Raw genomic sequence first — 21,588 nt, forward strand, 5'->3', positions numbered from 1 at the left:
TGCTCGCCCCGCACATCCCTGTCGACGACGGCCCGGAGTTCACCTCGGCCGCGCGCCTGATGTCCGCGCTGTTCGTCGACGACGACGCCCCCGAGCTGGTGCTCCTGCTGGCCGGGCGGTGGGCGGTACTCGCCGAGCAGAGCCGCTGGGCCGAGGGCCGCTACCTGGCCGTCGACCTGCAGCTGGTGTGCGAGCGCAACGACGGCAGGCGCGGCGGCGAGATCGACCGCGCGCTGACCTGTTTGTCAGCAGAGTCGATCGCGCCCAGCGCCGACGGCACGCTGTGGTGGCACGGCGTGCTGGAGGAGTCGATCAAGCACACCGTCGGCGTCTCGAAGGACCTCCGCGAGGGAGTGCGGCTATCCATCGAGATCACCGCCAATGAGGTGGTGACCCGCCGTCGCGACCTGGGCCTCGAACCGCTGCCGCCTGCCGAGGCGAACGAGCTGGCCAAGCAGTCTCTGCGGTTCCTCTACCGGATCCTGTTCCTGCTCTACGCCGAGGCCTCCCCCGAGTTGGGCGTGCTGCCGGTCGGCGCCCAGACCTACGACGCCGGATACAGCCTGGATCGGCTGCGCGACCTCGTGCAGGTCGAACTGGCAACCCCACAGTCCCGCTCCGGCACCCACCTCTACGCGTCGCTGGGTGTGCTGTTCGGGCTCGTCGACCGCGGGCGCTCCCCCGCACGGTCCGACGACGCGGCGGAGTCCGACGAAGGCCTGCGGTTCAACGCGCTGCGCGCCGACCTCTTCGAGCCGAAGGCCACCGCGTTCCTCGACGAGGTCGGGCTGGGCAACGCCGCCCTGCAGGAGGTCCTCGGGCATCTGCTGCTGAGCAAGGAGAAGCGCGGCAAGGACCGCGGCTTCATCTCCTACGCCGAGCTCGGCATCAACCAGCTCGGCGCGGTGTACGAGGGCTTGATGTCCTACACCGGCTTCTTCGCCGAGACCGACCTGTACGAGGTCGCGAAAGGCGGCGATGCGGAGAAGGGCTCCTGGGTCGTCCCCGTCGACCGCGCCGAGGGGATCGCCGCCGCCGACTTCGTGAAGGCCGAGGACCCCGTCACCGGCGAGAAGAAGCCGGTGCTGCACGAGCAGGGGTCGTTCGTGTTCCGGCTGTCCGGCCGCGACCGCCAGCAGTCCGCCTCCTACTACACGCCCGAGGTGCTGACGAGGTTCACCGTCGGCCAGGCGCTCGAAGAGCTCCTCGACCAGGACGGTGCGAAGACCTCGGCCGCCGAGATCCTGACGTTCAGCGTGTGCGAGCCAGCGCTGGGCTCGGGCGCGTTCGCCATCGAGGCGGTCCGCCAGCTCGCCGAGCAGTACCTCCAGCGCCGCCAGGACGAGCTGGGCGTCCGGATCGACCCGGACGAGTACCCGCGCCGTCTGCAGGAGGTCAAGGCCTACCTGGCGCTGCACAACGTCTACGGCGTCGACCTCAACGCCACCGCGGTCGAGCTGGCCGAGATCTCGCTGTGGCTCGACACGATGGTCTCCGGGCTCTCCGCGCCGTGGTTCGGGCTGCACCTGCGGCGCGGCAACTCGCTGATCGGGGCCCGGCGCGCTGTCTACAAGCGCAGCCAGGTCGCCGACAAGACCTGGCTCGGCGCCGTCCCCCGCGACCTGCCGCTGACCTCGCTTCCCGAGGACATCGCCGCCGAGCGGGTCGGCTCCGACCTCGGTGATGGCATCCACCACTTCCTGCTTCCGGCTGACGGTTGGGGCGCCGCCGCCGACGCCAAGGAAGCCGCGGGCCTGGTCCCGGATGCGGTGAAGATGCTCAAGCGGTGGCGCAGCTCAACGAAGACCAAGCCGACCAAGACCCAGATCGACGCCCTGGCCGAACTGTCCAACCGGGTCGAGACGCTGTGGCAGATCAGCTACCGGCGCCTCCACCTCGCCGAGCAGGAGATCCGCCGCTCTATTTCGGTGTGGGGTGCCGGCGAGCTGCCTGCCGGCGGTGCGGTGCAGCGCAAGCAGATCGAGGCGTCGCTAGCCGACGAGGCCGGCGCGTACCGGCGGCTGCGCCGGGTGCTCGACGCCTGGACCGCGCTCTGGTTCTGGCCGCTCACCGAGTCGGCCACCGCCGTCGACGGCCGCCGGGTCGAACCCCCCACCGTGGACCAGTGGATCACCGGCCTGCAGGCGTTGCTCGGGCGCAACCCCGAGCTCAGCGGCAAGCCCAGGAAGAAGTCGAAGCGCGACGCCGTGCCCGGGCAGATCTCCCTCGCCGAGGCGACCAGCTGGGACGAGCTGGGTCGCGCAGAAGAACTGGAATTGGACTTCGCCGGGGCCCGGTCAATCGGCGCGGTGCTTGCCGAGCACCCGTGGCTGGTGGTGTGTGAGCGGGTTGCGCGGCAGCAGGGGTTCTTCCACTGGAACCTCGACTTCGCGACGGTCTTCGCCCGGGGCGGGTTCGATCTGCAGGTGGGGAACCCGCCGTGGGTGCGGCCCGATGTCGATGTCGATGCACTGCTGGCCGAGGGTGATCCGTGGTGGAAGCTCGCAGTGAAACCAAGCCAGACACTGATCGCCCAGAAGCGTGCGGAGACCCTGGCGCTGTCCGGAGTGACCGACTTGGTGGTCGCTGGCACCGCCGATGTGGTGTGCGCAGCCGATTTCCTGGCCTCCACGCCGCAGTTCCCGCACCTGGCAGGCCTGCGGCCGGATCTGTATCGCTGCTTCATGGAGCAAACCTGGCGGTCCGGTTCTGAGCGTGGCACGGCGGGGCTCATCCATCTTGACACTCACTTCACCGCCGACAATGCCGGATTGCTACGGGCCGAGACCTACAGCCGACTCCGACGGCACTGGGAGTTCATCAACGAGCTCGAGCTCTTCGAAATCCAGCACCAGAAGCACTACGGCGTCAATGTCTACGGCCGACATCGCACCGAGGTCAGATTTCGCAATGCCGTATCTCTCTACCATCCCGACACGGTGGCTCGGTCGCTGATCCACGACGGGTCTGGCCCGGAGCCCGGATTCAAGGACGACGACGGCAACTGGGACCAGCGGCCGCATCGCGGGCGGATCACCGAGGTCATCGACGAGGTCCTGACGACCTGGCACACCCTCCTTGAGGGCCAGGCGACACCGGTGGTCCAGACTCGCATGGTGTACGCGGTCAACCGGGCTGCAGCTTCTGTACTGGACAAGCTCTCCCGCTCCCCCCGAATAAGTAATATGAATTTGCAGTTCTCCCTGGGCTGGGACGAGGCCGCAGGTCGCAGGAAAGGCTACTTTGAAACTGACTGGGGCACTCCTTGCTCCTGGGACGACGTGATCCTGCAGGGTCCACACCTGTTCGTCGGAACCCCGTTGTACAAGACACCGAACAAGACCCTGCTGCACCACCTCGACTGGTCGGAGACCGACTTCGAGGCGCTCGCGCCGGATGCCGTCCCAGCCACCGCCTACAAGCCTATCGGCGACCGCTACCGCTACGACTGCGATTACACTGATTGGGGCGATGATGACTATCCGGAGCCCGCGCGGGATCACTACCGGATCGCCTGGCGCCGCATGGCGGCCAATACCGGCGAGCGAACCCTAATCCCGGCACTCATCCCACCGGGCCCCGCCCACGTCGACGGCGTGTTCTCCCTAGGCAATCCCGGTGGCGAACTGCGCGATCTCGTCGCGGTCACCGGCTCCGTCAGCTCGCTGATCAGCGACTTCACGGTCCGCTCGACGCCAAAAGCAGACATCAGGTCTGTCACCGCCAACCGCCTCCCGTTTGCAGATGGAAAGTTGCGTGCCGAGCTGATCCTGCGCACCCTCCGCCTCAACGCTGTCACCGACGCCTACGCCGACCTCTGGAAGGCGTGCTGGTCCCCGGAGTTCATCCACGACTCCTGGACCGGCGGGCTCAGCCACCAGCGCCGCCCCGACCTGGGAGCTGTCGGTCCCACCTGGACCCCCGACACCCCGCTTCGGATCGCGGCCGACCGCCGCCAGGCCCTCGTCGAGATCGACGCTCTCGTCGCCCTCATGCTCGGCCTCACCGCCGACGAGCTATGCACGATCTACCGCACCCAGTTCGCCGTCCTCTACGGCTACGACCGCAATGTGAACTTCTACGACACCAACGGCCGCCTTATCCCGAACTCCGTCCTGAGCGTATGGCGCAAGAAGGGCGAGCGGATCACCACCGAGGAGCGCACCGCCACCAACCAGACCGGCAACACCTACGTCTACGAGCTGCCCTTCGTCACCCTCAACCGCGAGGACGACATGCGGCAGGCGTACGCCCACTTCGAGCGGCTCCTTGCGGAGCGCTCGTGAGCGAACTGCTACCCACGGTCCAGGCCGAGAACATCCGCCACAGCCTGGTCGACTACCTCACGACCACGTTCGCTCTCACCGACACCGGCGCCCGCGACGCCCTCGACCGGTTCCTCGGTGATCCCGAGTCGGGCATGTTCAAGGGCCCGTACGTGCGGCTGCGGTTGCCGTTCCGCCCAGCCGATGACGGCTGGCGCGACAGCCTGGAGTGGTACGAGGGGCACCGGCCCTACGGGCACCAGGCGGCCGCGTTCGCCCGCCTGTCGTCACTGGGCGGACGTCGCCCGCAACCGACCCTGGTGACCACTGGCACCGGCTCCGGGAAGACGGAAGCGTTCCTGTATCCGATCGTCGACCACGTGCTGCGGGCACGACGTGAGGGAATCACCGGCGCCAAGGCGCTCATCCTCTACCCGATGAACGCCCTGGCCAACGACCAGGCGCAGCGGCTTACCCGGCTCCTCACAACGCACGCCGAGCTCCGCGGGATCACCGCCGCGATCTACACCGGGCAGAAGGGCCCGCAGCGCACTATGGTGACCGCCGACGGGCTGATCACCGACCGCGGCATCATCCGCGACACCGCGCCGGACATCCTGCTGACCAACTACAAGATGCTCGACCAGCTGCTGCTGCGGGCGGCCGATCAGGACATCTGGCGGCAGTCTGCGCGGAGCCTCCAGTACCTGGTGCTCGACGAGTTCCACACCTACGACGGCGCCCAGGGCACCGACGTCGCCATGTTGCTGCGTCGCCTCGGGCTCGCGCTGAAGAGCCACTGGCCCAAGCACGACGCCACCATCACCCCCGATGACCGGGCGCGCCCGCTGGGCCGGATCACCCCGGTCGCGACCTCGGCGACGCTCGGCGACAAGGGCGATCCCGGGGTGATGCTCGACTTCGCGCACACCGTGTTCGGCGAGCCCTTCGACGACGGTGCCATCATCACCGAATCTCGGCTGAGCCTCGACGAGTGGACCGCCGGAGCGGCCACCGCAGTCGCCGACCACGGCGCCGTCGAGATCGGAGTGATTGACGTCGTGGCCGCGAACGCGGCCGTCGAGCAGCTCGGCACGGACCCCGATCCGGAGACGCTCACCCGGACCGTCCTCACCCACCTCTACGACACCGTTCCCGACGACCCCGCACTGCTGCCCGACCTGTGCCGGGCACATCCGCTGGTCGCCGCGCTCGCCCGCGAAGCCTACGAGGCCGTCGGCCTCAGCGACCTGGTCCGCCACGTCCTCGGCCCCACCCCGACCCCGCAGCTCGCCGCGACCGGCGCCGACCCGGACTGGGAACGGTTCCTGTCGCATGTCGTCGCCGCGCTCGGACACGTCCGCACCCTCGCCGGCCGCTCGGCGCTGTCGGTCGAGGCGCACCTGTGGGTGCGCGAACTGACCCGCATCGACCGCGCCGCCGATCCGACCGCGCAGTTCCGGTGGGGCGACGACGGACCACCTGCGGCCGGGAGCGGCACCGAGGACGTCCGCCCCGCGTTCCCTGCCCTGTACTGCCGCCGCTGCGGCCGCTCGGGGTGGGGTGTCAGCCTGGCCCCGGTGGGAACCAGCCTCGCCGTCAACGACGAGGGGATCCGCCGCGATCACGCCGGCCGGGAGGGGCGGTTCCGGCCGCTGCTCTACGCAGGTGCCGCGGCCGAGGCCATCTACGCCGGGCAGGCCCCACCGCCGGGCCTGCTCTGGTTCTCGGTCCGCACCCGCGAACTGCTGAGCAGCGCGCCGGCCGAGGACGACCCGGACCTGCGCGACGGGTGGGTGCTCCCGATCCTGACCAACACCGGCCAGGACGCCGACGACGACGCCCGCAACGACACCTGCCCGGCCTGCGGCCAGGCCGACGGCATCCGCTTCCTCGGCAGCGCGATCGCCACCCTGCTGTCCGTGTCGCTGTCCACCCTGTTCGGATCCCACCAGTTGAACGAGAAGGAGAAGAAAGCACTCGTCTTCACCGACTCGGTGCAGGACGCCGCACATCGCGCCGGGTTCGTCCAGGCCCGGTCGCACACACTGACACTGCGCGCGGTCCTGCGCGCCGCCGTCCAGGACGGACCGCTGGCCCTGGAACAGCTCGTCGACGAGGTGATCCGGCTCGCCGGCAATGACCGGATCAAGCGCTACCGACTGCTGCCGCCGGACTGCGCGGACCGGGAGTCGTTCGCCCCGTTCTGGACGAGCTCCACGCTGCGCGGCGCACCGCAGAGCGTCCGGACACGGGTGCGACGGCGCCTGGCCCTCGACGCCGCGCTCGAGTTCGGACTCAACTCCCGCACCGGACGCACGCTGGAGCTCACCGGCGCGGTCGCCGTCGAGGTAGATGCAGGCGAACCCGCGAAGATGGCGGCTGCCGCACGCACCGCGCTCGGGGGCACCGCTCACCAGACCAGCACCGAGGGCGAGCACACCGACGCGACCCTGACCCGCTGGGTGCGGGGTGTGCTCAACCGGATGCGAGCCCAGGGCGCCATCGACCACCCCTGGTTCGACAAGTACCGCCGGGAGGACGGCAACCGCTGGTGGGTCACCGGCGGCAGGAACCCGCAGGACGGCATGCCCGCCTTCCCGGGCAACCGACCCGGCCGTGTCGGCCGCCCCGCCCCTGGCTACCCGCGGGTCGGCGGCACCGGCGATCCGGCGAAGGCCGATGGTCTGGAGCCGGTCACCACCGCCAAGTCCTGGTACGCCCAGTGGACGTCGAAGGCCCTCGACGTCAGCCCTCACGACGGCGGCCGGCTCGCGCGGCTGCTGCTCGACGCGCTCGCCCGTGACGGCGTGCTGACCACCCTCACCAGTACGTCCGGCGCCACCGTCTACGCGATCCCGGCCGACGGCGTGGTCGTCACCCCGACCACCTCGGAGGACCTGGCCGCCCGGCGCCACCTGCTGACCTGCGACACCTGCCGGGACGTCGTCACCGGAACCCCCGGCACCGTTGACCAGCTCGACGGTGCGCCCTGCATGCTCATCCGCTGCCCTGGCCGGCTCACCCCCGGAGCTCTCGCCCCGGAGAACTTCTACCGCCGCCTCTACGCGTCCCCCGACATGCGCCGCGTCGTCGCGCGCGAGCACACCAGTCTCCTCGACGACGAGACCCGGCTGACGTACGAGAACGGCTTCAAGGGCTCCGACACCAGTCCACAAGCACCGAACGTGCTCGTCGCGACGCCGACCCTGGAGATGGGCATCGACATCGGCGACCTGTCCGCGGTCTTCCTGTCCTCGCTACCCCGCACCGTCGCCGCCTACCTGCAACGGGTCGGCCGGGCAGGACGACTCACCGGCAACGCGCTGAACCTCGCCTACCTCACCGGCCGCGGCGAGCAGCTGCCCAAGCTCGGCGACCCGCTCTCGGTCATCAACGGGGAGGTCCGCCCGCCGGCCACCTACCTGCGGGCCGAGGAGATCCTGCGCCGCCAGTACACCGCGCACCTGGTCGACGAGTTCGCCCGCGACTCCCACCGCAGGCACCCGCAGTCGGCGCCCGCCGCGATCGACTCAGCCGAGCCGGGCTCATTCCTGGGTGATCTGATCATGCACGCCGAGGAGCACGCCGAGGACCACGTCGCCCGGTTCGGCGCCACCTTCGACGATCTCCCACCGACCGTCCTCACCGACCTGTCCGACTGGCTGACGCCCCCGCACGGGCCTGGTAGCAGCGGCTACGCCCATCAGCTGCGGACGGCCAGCGCCCGCTGGCAACACACCGTCGAGACGCTCCGGCACCGCCGGACCAGGATCGAGACGCTGTTGCCCGACCTGCAGGCGAAGGCCGACTCCTCCGCCGCCACCGACGACGACCGGCGAGCGCTGCGATCGGCACAGACCGCACTCAAGCTGACCCGAGGCCAGCTCGCGCACCTGCGCGGCGAGTATTGGATCGGAGTGCTGGAGGAGCACGGGCTGCTGCCCAACTACACGCTGCTCGACGACAGCGTCACCCTGGACATCGGGCTGAGCTGGACGAACCCGGACACCGGGAAGTTCGAGACCGGGCACGACCGGCTGCAGCGCGGCTCGGCGCAGGCGATCCGGGAGTTCGCTCCCGGCAACCGCTTCTACGCGCGCGGCCTGGAGATCGCCATCGACGCAGTCGACCTCGGTGTGGACCGGGTGGCGATCCGGCCGTGGGTGTTCTGTCCAGCCTGCGGCTACGCCGTGGACATCGCCTCCGAGGGCACTGAACAGCACCCGCAGGTCTGCCCGCGGTGCGGCAGCACCGGCATCGGTGACACCGGCCAGCGGCTCGACGTCGTCGAGCTGACCCACGTCACCGCCGAGATCCGCCGGGACGAGGCGGTCATCTCCGACCGACGCGACCAGCGGGACAGCCGCAACTTCGGCGTCGTCACCGCCGCCGACGTCGACCCGGCTCAGATCGGGCGCCGTTGGTTCGTCGACGACATCGGGTTCGGTGCCACCTTCGTCCGGGCCATGGACCTGCGATGGGTCAACATCGGCGTCCCCGGGCACGGCAGCGACCGCACGATCGCCGGCGGCGAGTACTCCGGCGCACTGTTCCGGGTCTGCGCCGGCTGCGGCAAGCTCGACACCGAGACCGGCCGCAACCGCCCGCACGAGCACCGCCCCTGGTGCCGCTACCGCACCGCGACCGGCGAGAACACTACGACCGTCGCGCTGTCCAGGACCCTGCGCACGCAGGGCCTGCTGCTGCGGCTGCCGAACTCAGTGACCATCGGCGACGACTTCGCCGTCCCCAGCCTGTCCGCCGCCGTGCTGCTGGGACTGCGAGAGCAGCTCGGCGGGCACCCCGACCACATCCGCATCGAGCAGGTTGTCGACCCGACCCCGTCCGACGGCTCCGAGAATCACCAGGCGGTACTGCTGCACGACGCCGTGCCCGGCGGCACCGGCTACCTCGCCGAACTAGCCGACCACGACCGGCTGTACCGGTTGCTGGTGACCGCGTGGGAACGCGTCCGCGACTGCGAGTGCCGGGCAGAATCCCGGCAGGCCTGCCACCGCTGCCTGCTGCCCTTCGTCGCACCCCGACAGGTACCGCGGGCGTCTCGGGCCTCGGCGGAACGGCACCTGCGGACGCTGCTGGGCGTCGACCCGGACGGCATACCGAGTGCCTGGACGATCACCGACCAGCCTCCGGTTGACGATGCCGAGTCCCATCTCGAGCAGCGCTTCCGCAAGGTGCTGGTCGAGCGGCTGCGCACGACCGGCGCCACCGTCACCGAGGTTCCCAGTGCTCACGGCAACACCGTGCACGTCACCCTGGCCGGCCAGCACCGGCACTGGACGCTGACTCCGCAGGTGAATCTGCAGAACTCCCGGCCCGACTTCATCCTGGAGACCAACGACACCACTGTGCCCGTCGTCGCCATCTTCACCGACGGCCGTGCCTATCACGCCACCGTCGCGCACAACCGGCTCGCCGACGACGCGGCCAAGCGCCAGATCCTGCGCGATACCGGCCGGGTCGTCCTGGCCGTCACCGCCGCCGACGTCGTCGCGGCCGAGAAGGGCACGTCCGCCCCGCCCTCGTGGTACAACCCCAAGCTGGTGCAGAAGCTGATCACGCGGCAGGCGTTCATGGCCTCCCCCGCTGCCTACGACGGGCTGCGTGGCGGTCCGGTCGACTGGCTGATCGACTGGATCAGCAGACCGTCCCCGACGAACACGATGACCGTAGCCCGCGCGGTTCCACTGTTCCCGACCGCTGCGGCGGCGACGGTGACCTTGCCCGATGGCGCGTCCCTCACCGAGGCCGTCCGCTCGGTACTGCTGGATGTCACGGCGACGGGCCCCGGTGGCCGCCCGGTCAAGGTCTGGCGTTCCGGCGCCTGCGCGCTGGCTGTCGAGGCGGTAGGGGCATCCGTCCACACCGCACTCGTGCTCGACGACCGCGAGGCTGTCCTCGATTCCGGCCACGTCGAGGCGTGGAGGGAGTGGCTGCGGCTGTCGAACGCGCTCGCGCTGCGCGACTGGCCGACCGTCATCACTACGACCGGTCTCGCCGCCGCATCGGAACCGGTGCCGACTCCCGCACCGACGGCAAATTCGGAGTTGACCCCCGAGTGGCAGCAGATCTTCGACAAGGCCGCACCAGGCGTCGAGCGAGAGCTCGTAGCTGAACTTGCGCGGACCGGCGGCCTGCCGCTCCCGAAGGTGGGCGCCGAGGGGCCGGACGGTATTCCGATCGACCTGTCCTGGCCGGCCCTGCAGGTCGCTGTGGCGATGCCGCACATGCCTGCCGAGGATCGCGCCGACCTCACCACTGCCGGGTGGCATCTCGTCGAACCCGGAGCGGACGTCATCGCCACCGCACTCGCCGACGCCGGCGCGAGAGGGAGCCAGTAGTGCCCACGATCATCATGACCAAGTGGCCGGTCAAGCTCGACGGCTCTGTGCGCGCCCAGGCCATGGCGTTCCTGCAGAAGCTCTCCACCGACGACACGATCCCCGGCCTGCACGTGGAACCGATCGCCCACTCCGCCGACCCTCGCGTGCGCACCGGCAGAGTCAGCCAGTTCTGGCGGGCCGTGATGTTCCGCCTGGACAGCAATGGCGAACCGCACTACGTCATCCACGGTGTCTGGCCGCACGATGACGCCATCGACGTCGCCCGCAAGGTCCGGCTGAGCATGAACCCGATCAACGGGCTTCCGCAGATCGAGGAGGTCGGCCCACCGCCGGCACCTGCCCCGAGTACACCGCAACCGGCCGTTCCCGAACCCGCCGTCACCGAGCTCATCGCGTCCGAGTCGGAGCCATTGCTCACTAGGCTCGGCCGTACCCGCAGAGATCTCGTCGACCGTCTCGGTGTGCCCGACGACGTCGCCGACGCCGCCATAGTCGCGCCGAACGAGGACGCCCTGTTGGCCCTCGCCATGCGGCACGAGGGCTGGCTCGGCCTCATCCTGCTCGACCTGGCCTCCGCGCTCACGGTCGAGGAAATCATCGAGCGCCTCGACCTCACCCGGCCGGCTCCGGAGTCCGACAGCCAGGACACCGAGCTGCTGGAGTCGCTGCAGCGTCCCGCGGCCCGGGCTCAATTCTCTTTCATCGGGGACCAGGACGAGCTGCGCCGCGTCATCGAGCAGGGCGACTTCGGCGCGTGGCGGGTGTTCCTGCACCCCGAGCAGCGCCGCTACATCGACAAGAGTTTCAAGGGTCCGTTCCGGCTCTCCGGCGGCGCTGGCACCGGAAAGACGGTCGTGCTCGTCCACCGCGCCCGTGCCCTGGCGAGACGCAACCCGAATGCCCGGATCGTGCTCACCACCTTCACCACGACCTTGGCTAGCGCGCTGCGAGAGAGTCTCGCCCAGCTCGATCCTCGTGTCCCGCAGGCTTCGGAACTCGGTGCGCCCGGTGTCTATGTCACTGGGGTCGACGCCCTCGCTTCCGCCGTCATCCGCGGCGCCGGCCCGGACGTCGGCGACGCCGTGCGCACGGTCCTCGGCGAGGACCGCAGCGACCCGAACGGACGTGTCCTGTCCACCAGCTGGCGCTCTGCGCTCGACACCGCCGGGACGGACCTGCCGACGGAGATCGCCAACGAGACCTTCCTCGCCGCCGAGTACGGCCTCGTCGTCCTGCCCAACCGGGTTCACTCCGAGGCCGACTACCTCCGGGTCCGACGCCCCGGCCGCGGTGTCGCACTCGACCGCGCTCGACGGGCCGGCGTGTGGTCGCTGCTGGGCGCCTACCGAAGTTACGTCCGCGTCGACGGCAAACTCGACTTCGCCGAGGCCGCGGCCGTCGCCGGTGCTCACCTGCAGCGCAGCGGGCCGCTCGCCGACCACGTGCTCGTCGACGAGGGGCAGGACCTCTCGCCCGCCCATTGGCAGCTCCTGCGTGCGCTCGCCACAGAGGGCTCGGACGACCTGTTCATCGCCGAGGACTCCCACCAGCGCATCTACGGCCCCCGGACGGTCCTCGGCCGCTACGGCATCAAGATCGTCGGCCGATCCCGGCGGCTCACCCTCAACTACCGCACCACCGCCCAGAACCTGCGTTACGCAATGACGATTCTCGACGGCGCCGACTACACCGACCTCGAGGAATCCCCGGAGTCGACCGGCTACCGCTCCGCTCGCACCGGCCCCGCGCCACGCCTGGTGACGGTCAGCTCTCTGACCGACGAGTTGGAGGCCATCGCCGCACAGGTCTCTGCCTGGCTCGATGCCGGGACCCCGCCGGCGACCATCGCTGTCCTGGCCCGCGACAAGTTCCGCTGTGAACGGCTCGCGAACGGCCTGGCCGAACGTGGCGTGGCCGCCCGAATCGTCGACCGCGACACCCTGGCCGCGGGCCGCGTGTCAGTCATGACCATGCATCGGGCCAAGGGCATGGAGTTCTCCAAGGTGGTTCTCGCCGATGTCGGCTCGCAATCCGCCGCCGAACAGCAGCGCCTCGCCGAGCTCGACGGGGCCGAACGCGAGGATGCCGAGCTGCGCAGGCGGTCGTTGGTGTACGTCGCGGCGACCAGAGCGCGCGACGAACTCGCCGTCATGCAGCAACAATCGGAAGCAAGTCTGCGGTAGAGGTCCCCACCAGCCGATCAGTGACCGCGACCGCGATCACGGCCGCGATCACGGCCGCGCGCGCATGCGTGAGGCGAGCACCACGGCGGAGGTCACCTGCGGCGCTGTGTACGGATCACTCGAGCGGCTTCAGCGATCCGGCTCAGAGCGCACGGCGCGGCGAGGTGGGGTGTTCCGGTGCCGGGCCGGCCGCATGCGCGGCATCGCCCGTTGGCGTCCGGTATGTGGTCGCGGAGGAGCGCCGCGACCACGTAAGGCATGTCAGCCAGGGCAGCGGCGACCGAATCGGTAGGTTCATGCATGGGTCTCGTCCCTCTCGCCAGGGTCGGGATCAAGGGCCGTCGCGGGTGTCACCAGCACCTTCGTCGGCCCGTCTGCTCCAAAACGTTGCAAACGCTAGCATGGGTTGCGATCGTCTCAGTAGCCACCAAACCCTCGGTTCTGGTGCATACGTTGCACGCGTGGCCCAGGAGGAGCTGTTGACGACGGGCGAGACCGCCAAGCGTCTCGGCTTGTCCCGCAGCACCCTGTGGCGCTACGTCAAGGCCGGACTGATCGAGCCGGACCTAATCACCGCCGGCGGGCACTTCCGGTTCGATCCCGAGCACGTCCGCCGCCAGCTCCGCGCGCTCCAACAGCGTGGAGACGGTTAGACGCGTAAGAGCCCTTTCACATCAGGGCACAGCGCAGGAGCGGACCGAGGTGGACGCAGGGTGCGCTCGCAGCAGATGCCTAGCCAGGGCGGCGTGTTCGACCCGCCGACCGTCGTGACGCGAGCCGCCAACGACCTGAACGACTCGATGATCGGTGACGACGCGCGGGTCTCGCTCAGCGGCTGAGTAGCGCCCCCGAGCAGCGCGGCCCGCGCGCCCTGGCGAAACGCCGGCCGCCCGGAGCAGCGAGATGTAACGAGCGGTTTGCAGACCGCGAAGTGCGGAAGGGCTGACTCGATCATCAGGTCGCTCCGTCGGCCTCGCTGGTCTTGCGGGCAGATGTCAGCGCAGGAGCCTGCGCGCGCGATGGATGGGGTAGCACAAAGGTGATCGATGCCGCTCTCGACGAGGCCAGCGCTTCGGAGTCCCTCGTCGGTCGAGCTGTCCGACTCTTCTCGTTCCTCGGCCAGGCCCAGCAACTCAAGAACCCGAGCGTCTCGGACCTCGACTCCTATCGCCGCGACGGCGCCGTTCACTGGCTCCACGAGTTGCCGGGCCATCCGGCCCTCGAGACCGCTCTGCACGGCGGTACACCTGAGTTGTCGGACCCCGTGCTCACCGTCGAGCGGGTCCTGCGCATCGACCCGCCACAGCCATCCAAGGACCTCGCCCCGTGGCTCGAGGGTCGGAGCGACGATCCTCGCCGCGCCCCCACTCTGCGCGACGAGCTCTATGTCGCAGAAGAATCTCCCGACTCGGACCCCGCCGGCCCGCCGGCGCAACAGCGGATCCCGCTGGACGAACGTCCTGACGTCACTGCAGCTTTCGAGCAGTACCAGCGCGAGTGGCACGCGTGGGCCGAGCAGGACCTCCGCGATGAACCCGCGCGTTCCTTCTATGGCGAGCTCTTCTCGACGTACGTGAGCGCGACCGGCCACCCCGAGGAGCTCGAACTCGTGCTCGGAGCCGGCCTGCTCGCCTGGAACCCGGATCGGCATCCGAAGGTCCGCCGGCACATGCTCACCATTCCCGTGAAGGTCCACTTCGATGACGACTCCGGGCGCTTGACCGTTTCGATCGACGAGAGCGCCGACAGCAGCACCCGGGTCGAACTCGAGATGCTCGACCCACGCCTCCTCGGCAACCCGCAGCACATCAACGCGGTGCGTGACCGCGCCCGATCCGAGCAGGTCCACCCACTCGACCGCGACCGGATGGGCGAGCTCGCCCGACGGATCGTCCACGTTCTGTCGTCCGAAGCCGAGTACCGCGACGAGGATGTTCCCGCCACGGTGACCAGCCGACCGGTTGCCGCGTTCGCGCCGGCGTTGCTCCTGCGGAAGCGTTCGCAGCAGGGCCTCGTCGAGATCTTCCGCCGGATCGTCGAGCAGATCACCGCGAGCGGCGTCGTCCCCGACGGCGTCCTGCCCCTGATCGACCCCGACCACATCCCCGAGGCCACTGCTGGAGAGGTTGGCGAACGGACCGACGGGGCGCTCGTCCGCGTGGACGACGAGTCCTTCCTCCCCCTGCCGGTCAACGAGATGCAGCTGAAGATCCTGCGCCAGGTGGACTCCCACGCGCAGACCCTCATCCAGGGCCCTCCCGGGACCGGGAAGACGCACACGGCCGCGGTGCTCATCTCCCACCTCCTCGCGCAGGGCAAGCGCGTGCTGGTCACCGCGCAGACGGACCGGGCGCTCAAAGAGGTGCGCGAGAAGCTGCCCGAGCCGATCCGGCCACTTGCCGTGGCCGTTGTCGGGGCGTCCCGCGAGGACATGTCCGACCTGCGGGTCGCCGTCGAGCGCATTGCGTCCACCGCCGCTGAGCACGACCCGGACGACGCGCAACGCGCCATCGGCAAGCACCTCCGTCTCATCGACGAGCTGCGGCGCCGTCGAGCGAGCCTGCACCACCGCCTGCTCGACGCACGAGAGCGCGAGGTCCGGGAGCACGAGGTCGCCGGCTACCGAGGCACCCTCGCGGCGATCGCACGACAGCGGGAGTCAGAGCAGCCGGACTACGAGTGGATCAACGAGTACCTGGAGAGCGCGGGCGGCGAGCCCCCGCTCGCCACCGACGAGGTCATCCGGTGGCGGCACCAACTGCTCGACGAGGCGCTGATCGCCGACGAGCCCCACGCTGCTCGGCGCCTGGTCTCCATCGACGCCGTGGTTCCTCCACAGCGGCTGGCCGACCTCGCTGTGGCCGAGGCACGAGCAGGTCAGAACGCCGCCCGCTTCGACGGATTGCGCAGGCATCCGGCGTATCCCCGCGTACAGCAGCTGAGCGACGAGGCGCGCGCCGGTCTCACCGAACGTCTTCACCGAGTCGCACTGGAGATGCACGCGCTGATGCAGCGTCGTGAGCAATGGGTGCACCAGGCGCTCGACGACGTTCGCAACGGTCGCGGCCAGATCTGGGCCGCGCGACGAGCCGAGATGGCGCGGCTCACCGACCAGACCGCCCCGGTGCTGGAGTCGCTTGGACCGGTGACCGACGTCCGCGTCCATGGGGAGGCCGCCGGGCTGGACCTCCTCGCTACCGCGCTTGCGGAGCATCTGGAAGGCGGCGGCAAGATCAAGCTGGGGCCGGACGGGCTCCCCAAGGTCGGCGCATTCGCCGCCCGACAGGTCAAGCAAGCCGTGCTGCTATTCGAGCGGGTCCGGGTGAACGGCTCGGCCCCCTGCACCGCGCCCCAGGTTCGCGCGTTCCTGACGTGGGCCGAGGGCGACCGGCTGCTCGCAGCCCTTGATCGGGCCTGGCCGGCCACCGTCGTGATCCCGCCGGAGGACACGCTGCAGGAGCGCCTCCAGTGGCACGTCATGGAGCTGAGGTTGCTCGACCGGGTGCTCGGGCTCGGCGTCGAGTTGCACCGTGAGGAGCAGTACCTGAACGCTGCCGGACTGCCCCGGCCGAACTGGCACGAACCCCGCGAGCTGCAGGCATACATCGCGCTGCCGGAGGCGGTAGCGGCAGCCGAGGCCGCTGCTGAAGCCACCCGGCCCATTCAGGCGTTGGTCCAGCACATCGCCGACGAGGAACGCTGGCCGGACTCAGAGCCCGTCCTCACCGAGCTCCTCGACACGGTGCGACGGCGGGACCACGCGGCGTACGCCACCGCATACGAGCGCCTCGGCCGCCTGCACCTCGTCCGGGCCCAGGTGCTCCAGCGCGACGACGCCGAACAGCGGCTGACGGCTGCCGTCCCGGCCCTCGCCGCCGCCGTCGCCGCAGATCCGGCCGACGCAGTCTGGGACGGCCTGCTGCCCACCTTCGCCGAATCGTGGCGCTGGACCGCCGCGGGGACGTGGATCGCCGAGCAGGCGGCCGGCGACGTCAACGCGCTGCAGAAAGAGATCAACCGGGTCGAGGACCGCATTCGCGAGCACGTCCAGGAGCTCTCGGCGACCCGGGCATGGACCCACGCGGTTGCGCCCACCAGGCTCTCCCGGGGCTCGCGCGCCAGCCTGGAGCAGTACGCATCGCTCGTCCGCCGATTCGGCAAGACCGGTGGCCAGTACCGCGCGCAGCGTCAGGCTGAGATCCGCGACGCGATGGACCGCTGCCGCCCCGCAGTTCCTGTCTGGATCATGCCGCTGTATCGGATCGCGGACCAGCTGCGCATCGAGCCAGGCATGTTCGACGTCGTCATCGTCGACGAGGCATCACAGGCGGGCCTGGAGGCGTCGTTCCTCCAGTACCTCGCCCCGCGGATCGTGGTGATCGGCGACGACAAGCAGGTTTCCCCGTCCGCCGTGGGCGTCGATCAGCAGCAGCTCCGCGATCTCGGAAACCAGTACTTGTACGACGACCAGTTCCGCGCCACGTGGCAGGATCCGCAGCGCAGCCTGTTCGACGAGGCCAAGATGCGCTTCAGCGGCATGCTCACGCTCGTCGAACACCGGCGCTGCGTTCCCGAGATCATCGGCTTCTCCAACCGCATCGCCTACGAGCCCGACGGCGTGCGCCTGATCCCGGTTCGGCAGTTCGGCGCGGACCGCCTCGAGCCGATCCGCACGGTCTTCATCGAGGACGGGTACGAGCGAGGCTCATCGAGCAGCCGGATCAACCAGCCTGAGGTCGAGGCGGTCGTCGACCAGATCGAGAAGTGCATCGTCGACCCGCGCTACGACGGGCTCACCTTCGGAGTGATCTCGCTTCTCGGGGCGACACAGGCCAAGGCGATCGAGAAGATGCTGCTCGAACGGATCTCGCCGGAGGAGTGGACGGCCCGCGACCTGCGGTGCGGCGACGCCGCGGACTTCCAGGGCTCGGAACGAGACGTCATGTTCCTCTCCATGGTCGCCGCGCCACGTGAGGACCGGCGGCTCACCGCACTCACCGCGAACCTGTACGTCCAGCGCTACAACGTGGCCGCGTCGCGGGCGAAGGACCAGATGTGGTTGTTCCATTCGGTGCGGCTCGACGAGCTGAGCAACACGGAGGACATGCGCTTCCAGCTCCTCGACTACTGCTACGGCGTGCAGAAACGGGCATCAGCCGGGGACGACCGGGTAGTCGAGACGCTGGTCCCCGAGGACGTGCCGATCACGCCCTTCGGCTCGCTCTTCGAGCAGCGCGTGTGCAACCGGCTGCTGGACCGCGGCTACAGCGTGATCCCACAGTTCCCGGCGCTGGGCTACAGCATCGACCTCGTCGTGGTGGGCGGGAAGACGCGACTGGCCGTCGAGTGTGATGGGGACTACTGGCACGGCCCCGACGCCTACCAGCGGGACATGGCGCGCCAGCGGGAGCTCGAACGGTGTGGGTGGCACTTCTTCCGGGTGCTCGAGTCGGAGTTCTACCTCGATCCGGCCAAGGCGTTGGCGCCGTTGTGGGAGCGGTTGGCGGAGCTGGAGATCCACCCGTCCGGCTGGACCTCGTCGATCTCCGAACAGGTGGTGGTACCCGCGGAGGAACCGTCCGCGGTCACCGATGCGACTCCGGACCTCGATGCGGCTGACGAGATCGATCCTGGTGAGATCGCCGACACCGACGCGACCGACGACGAACCAGACGATCTGCCGACACCTCACTCCTCCGCTCCATCAGCGCTCGCCGACGCCATCACTATCGAGGCAACACCCGTGGTTCCGGTGGTGCATCCGGGATCGCCACTGCTGGCCCCGTACACGTCATTCGCCGGTTCTCTGCATCCCGTCGTGACGGCTTCCCGGCCCGACATCGTCGCCGGCCTCGTCGAGGTGGCGGCAGTCGAGGGCCCGATCGTCGGTCACCGCCTCCACAGCGTCTACGTCCGTGCCGCGGCAGGCCAGAAGGTCGGTTCCCAGATCGCCAAGATCCTGAACTCGGCGGTCAGCTCGGCCGTTCGGCAGGGTCGGCTGATCCAGGACGATCCGTTGGGCGAGTCGGGTGTGAAGCCCCGGACCTTCCGACTGCCGGATCAGCCGATCGCAGTCCCGCGTGAGCTCGGGCCCCGGACCTTCGACCAGATCCCGCCAGCAGAACTCGCGGTGGTGATGGAGCAGGTTGCTGCGGACATCGGATGGGATGATCCGATCGCGGTCTTCCGCGAGACGATAGCGCTCTACGGGATGCGAAAAGTTGGTTCGACGATCAGGGCGCGGCTCATCGCAGTATCCCACCTCGTCCCGGAAGCTCCCTGACCTCAACGGGATCTGAAACGCCCGCCCCTGGCCAGGTTCGGCCACACCTAGTTTCCGCCTGCCTGACGTGGTCTCTGCCGAGAGGCGGCTTTCGGGGACTTTCGCGAAGGCTCGAAGCAGTCCCGCGTAACGTCCAGCCCACTGGACGGGATGGAGTGCACGTGGTCAAGAAGCTCGAAGCGCACGAACGCCAGATCAGCAAGGTTCTCTGCAGTGACTACGACCTCACCGTGCCGGCATACCAACGCCCCTACGCCTGGGAACCCGAGCAGGCTCAGGAACTCCTGGATGACCTGGTTCTAGCGCTCGACCACAGCCCGGAGGAGCCGTACTTCCTCGGCTCGATCGTGTTGGTCAAGAAAGACGAGAGTCCCGACTGCGACATCATCGACGGTCAGCAGCGCCTGACGACACTTACCATTCTCCTGGCCGTACTTCGGGAACTAAGCCTCAACAAGAACATCGCCGACGGGTTGGACAAGAGAATCCTGGAGCCGGGCGACGATCTGCAGGACATCGAGACCAAGCCCCGACTGGCTCTACGACCCAGGGACCGGGTCTTCTTCCGCAAGCACGTCCAAGAGCCCGGAGGGCTGCATGCCCTCGTGGCCGAGCCGGGCCCCATCACAACGAACGATGCGCAGGTCGCACTCCGGGCCAACGCCAAGATCTACTACGACCTGCTGTCCGGGTGGACTGACAATCGTCGGACCGCATTGGCAAAGCTGGTCGACAAGTGGACCTACCTCGTCGTCGTGACAACGCCCGACCTGGACAGCGCCCACCGCATCTTCTCGGTGATGAACGACCGCGGCCTAGACCTGCGCCCCACCGACAACTTCAAGGCACGGGTCATCGGCGAGATTCCGGAGGCGGACCGGAGCTACTACAACGGCAAGTGGGAGGACGCCGAGCAGGAGCTGGGACGGGATGCGTTCTCCAGCCTCTTCGCCCATATCCGCATGATCTTCGCCAAGCAGCGGGCCCCGCGCGAGCTACTGCGTGAATTCCCAGAGCAGGTGCTCGACCACTACAGCAAGCGGTCGAAAGAGTTCGTCGATGACATACTCGAGCCCTACGCGGATGCCTACGCCGTCCTTTTGGGGCAGTCGTACAAGGCGAACACAGGTGCGGAGGCGGTCAACCTGTGGCTGAAACGGCTGGCGCAACTCGACAACGTCGACTGGCAGCCGCCCGCGCTGTGGGCGTTGCGCAAGCATGGCAACGATCCGCAATGGCTGGTGCGTTTCCTTACCGATCTCGAAAGACTCGCCGCGAGTCTACTGATCCGTCGGGTCGGGCCGACGGAGCGCCAGCAGCGGTATGGGCTCCTGCTCCGGGCACTGGAAGGAGGCAGCGGCCTACGCGCGCAACCGCTGGCACTCAGCGACCTCGAGCAGGCGGATATGCTGCGACTACTCGGCGGCGAGATCTACCAGCAGGCACGCGTTCGTCGGTATGTCCTGCTGCGCCTCGACGAGGAGCTCGCGAACGCCCCGGGCGTCTCCTACGACCACAAAATCATCACGGTCGAACACGTACTACCCCAAAACCCATCGGCATCGAGTACGTGGCGACGAGTGTTCAACGATCGGCAACGCGCCTACTGGACCCACCGGATCGCCAACCTCGTCCTCCTGAACCGGACAAAGAACGCGCAGGCGCAGAACTACGATTTCGCAGTCAAGAAGGAGAAGTACTTTACCGGCAAAAAGGGAGTCGTGGCGTTCGCACTCACCAGTCAGGTCATCAACCTTCGTGACTGGACGCCCGAGCTGCTTGAACAACGTCAGCGTGCCGCTATGCAGCTACTAGCCGACACATGGAACCTGAACGCTGGATCGGACGAACATGAGAGCTCGGTCGAGCCCTTGATCGCAGGCCGGGGGACGGATGGCGTCGCCACCACTCCCGACGACGATCAGAACGCCCGCCGACAGAGTTTCTTCGACCAGCTCGCGGAGCGCCAGAAGCCTGAGATCTGTGCCGCGGTGGAACGTGTCCTTGTTGCCTGGGCCGAGATGGGCGGATACCTCCACTTCGGTGTGGGGGCCGAGACATCCTGCTTCCTGATGGCCCCGAACCCGCTCGGTCATCGAAGCGGCATCTGGCCCCTCACGATGTACCCGAGCGGTCGATGCGAGGTCGTGTTCCAGTACCTTGCAGTACGCGAGCCGTTCGATGATCCCCAGCTGCGCGATAGCCTACGCAGGCGTCTCAACAGCGTCACCGCGGTTGCCCTGCCCGCCTCGAAGATCGAGTTCAGGCCGTCCTTCCCGCTGAACGCGCTCGGCGTCGACGAGCAGCGAGACATCCTCATCAAACAGCTTGCGTGGTTCGTCGACCAGATCCACCTCGCCGCCGGATGCGCGCCCGGACAGCCCCGGGACGTGGGGTAGGGACTCAAGGGACCAGCGCTAACCCGAGCCTCCCGCGTGGGTTCGGGTGCCCTTAGCGAGCAAGGATGTGACTTATCGAGGCAGGAGCGT

7 protein-coding genes are annotated in these 21,588 nt (G+C 68.8%); all 7 read left to right on the top strand.

The window, feature by feature from the left end; all coding sequences use genetic code 11:
* The first annotated feature begins 296 nt into the window (after window positions 1-296).
* Window positions 297-4,286: a class I SAM-dependent DNA methyltransferase gene (locus CFP66_RS24185; RefSeq protein WP_233159673.1), complete on the top strand. Its 3,990-nt coding sequence runs from the start codon at window positions 297-299 to the stop codon at window positions 4,284-4,286.
* Window positions 4,283-10,630 (top strand): DEAD/DEAH box helicase, encoded by a 6,348-nt coding sequence (locus CFP66_RS24190; protein WP_094927439.1) that lies wholly within the window; start codon window positions 4,283-4,285, stop codon window positions 10,628-10,630. The genes CFP66_RS24185 and CFP66_RS24190 overlap by 4 nt, the downstream gene beginning before the upstream one ends.
* Window positions 10,630-12,816 (top strand): UvrD-helicase domain-containing protein, encoded by a 2,187-nt coding sequence (locus CFP66_RS24195; protein ID WP_094927440.1) that lies wholly within the window; start codon window positions 10,630-10,632, stop codon window positions 12,814-12,816. The genes CFP66_RS24190 and CFP66_RS24195 overlap by 1 nt, the downstream gene beginning before the upstream one ends.
* A 461-nt stretch (window positions 12,817-13,277) precedes the next feature.
* A complete protein-coding gene (locus CFP66_RS24200) occupies window positions 13,278-13,469 on the top strand; it encodes a helix-turn-helix domain-containing protein (protein ID WP_233159674.1) in 192 nt (63 codons plus the stop codon).
* 60 nt (window positions 13,470-13,529) lie between these two features.
* Window positions 13,530-13,655, top strand: coding sequence for a hypothetical protein (locus CFP66_RS49995; protein ID WP_255413895.1), 126 nt, complete (start codon window positions 13,530-13,532; stop codon window positions 13,653-13,655).
* 200 nt (window positions 13,656-13,855) lie between these two features.
* Window positions 13,856-19,099 (top strand): AAA domain-containing protein, encoded by a 5,244-nt coding sequence (locus CFP66_RS24205; RefSeq protein WP_233159675.1) that lies wholly within the window; start codon window positions 13,856-13,858, stop codon window positions 19,097-19,099.
* A 161-nt stretch (window positions 19,100-19,260) separates the two neighbouring features.
* Window positions 19,261-21,498, top strand: a complete 2,238-nt coding sequence (locus CFP66_RS24210; protein ID WP_094927441.1) for a DUF262 domain-containing protein — start codon at window positions 19,261-19,263, stop codon at window positions 21,496-21,498.
* The last annotated feature ends 90 nt before the right edge of the window (window positions 21,499-21,588 follow it).

It is taken from the genome of Pseudonocardia sp. MH-G8, assembly GCF_002262885.1.
Classification (GTDB): Bacteria; Actinomycetota; Actinomycetes; order Mycobacteriales; family Pseudonocardiaceae; genus Pseudonocardia.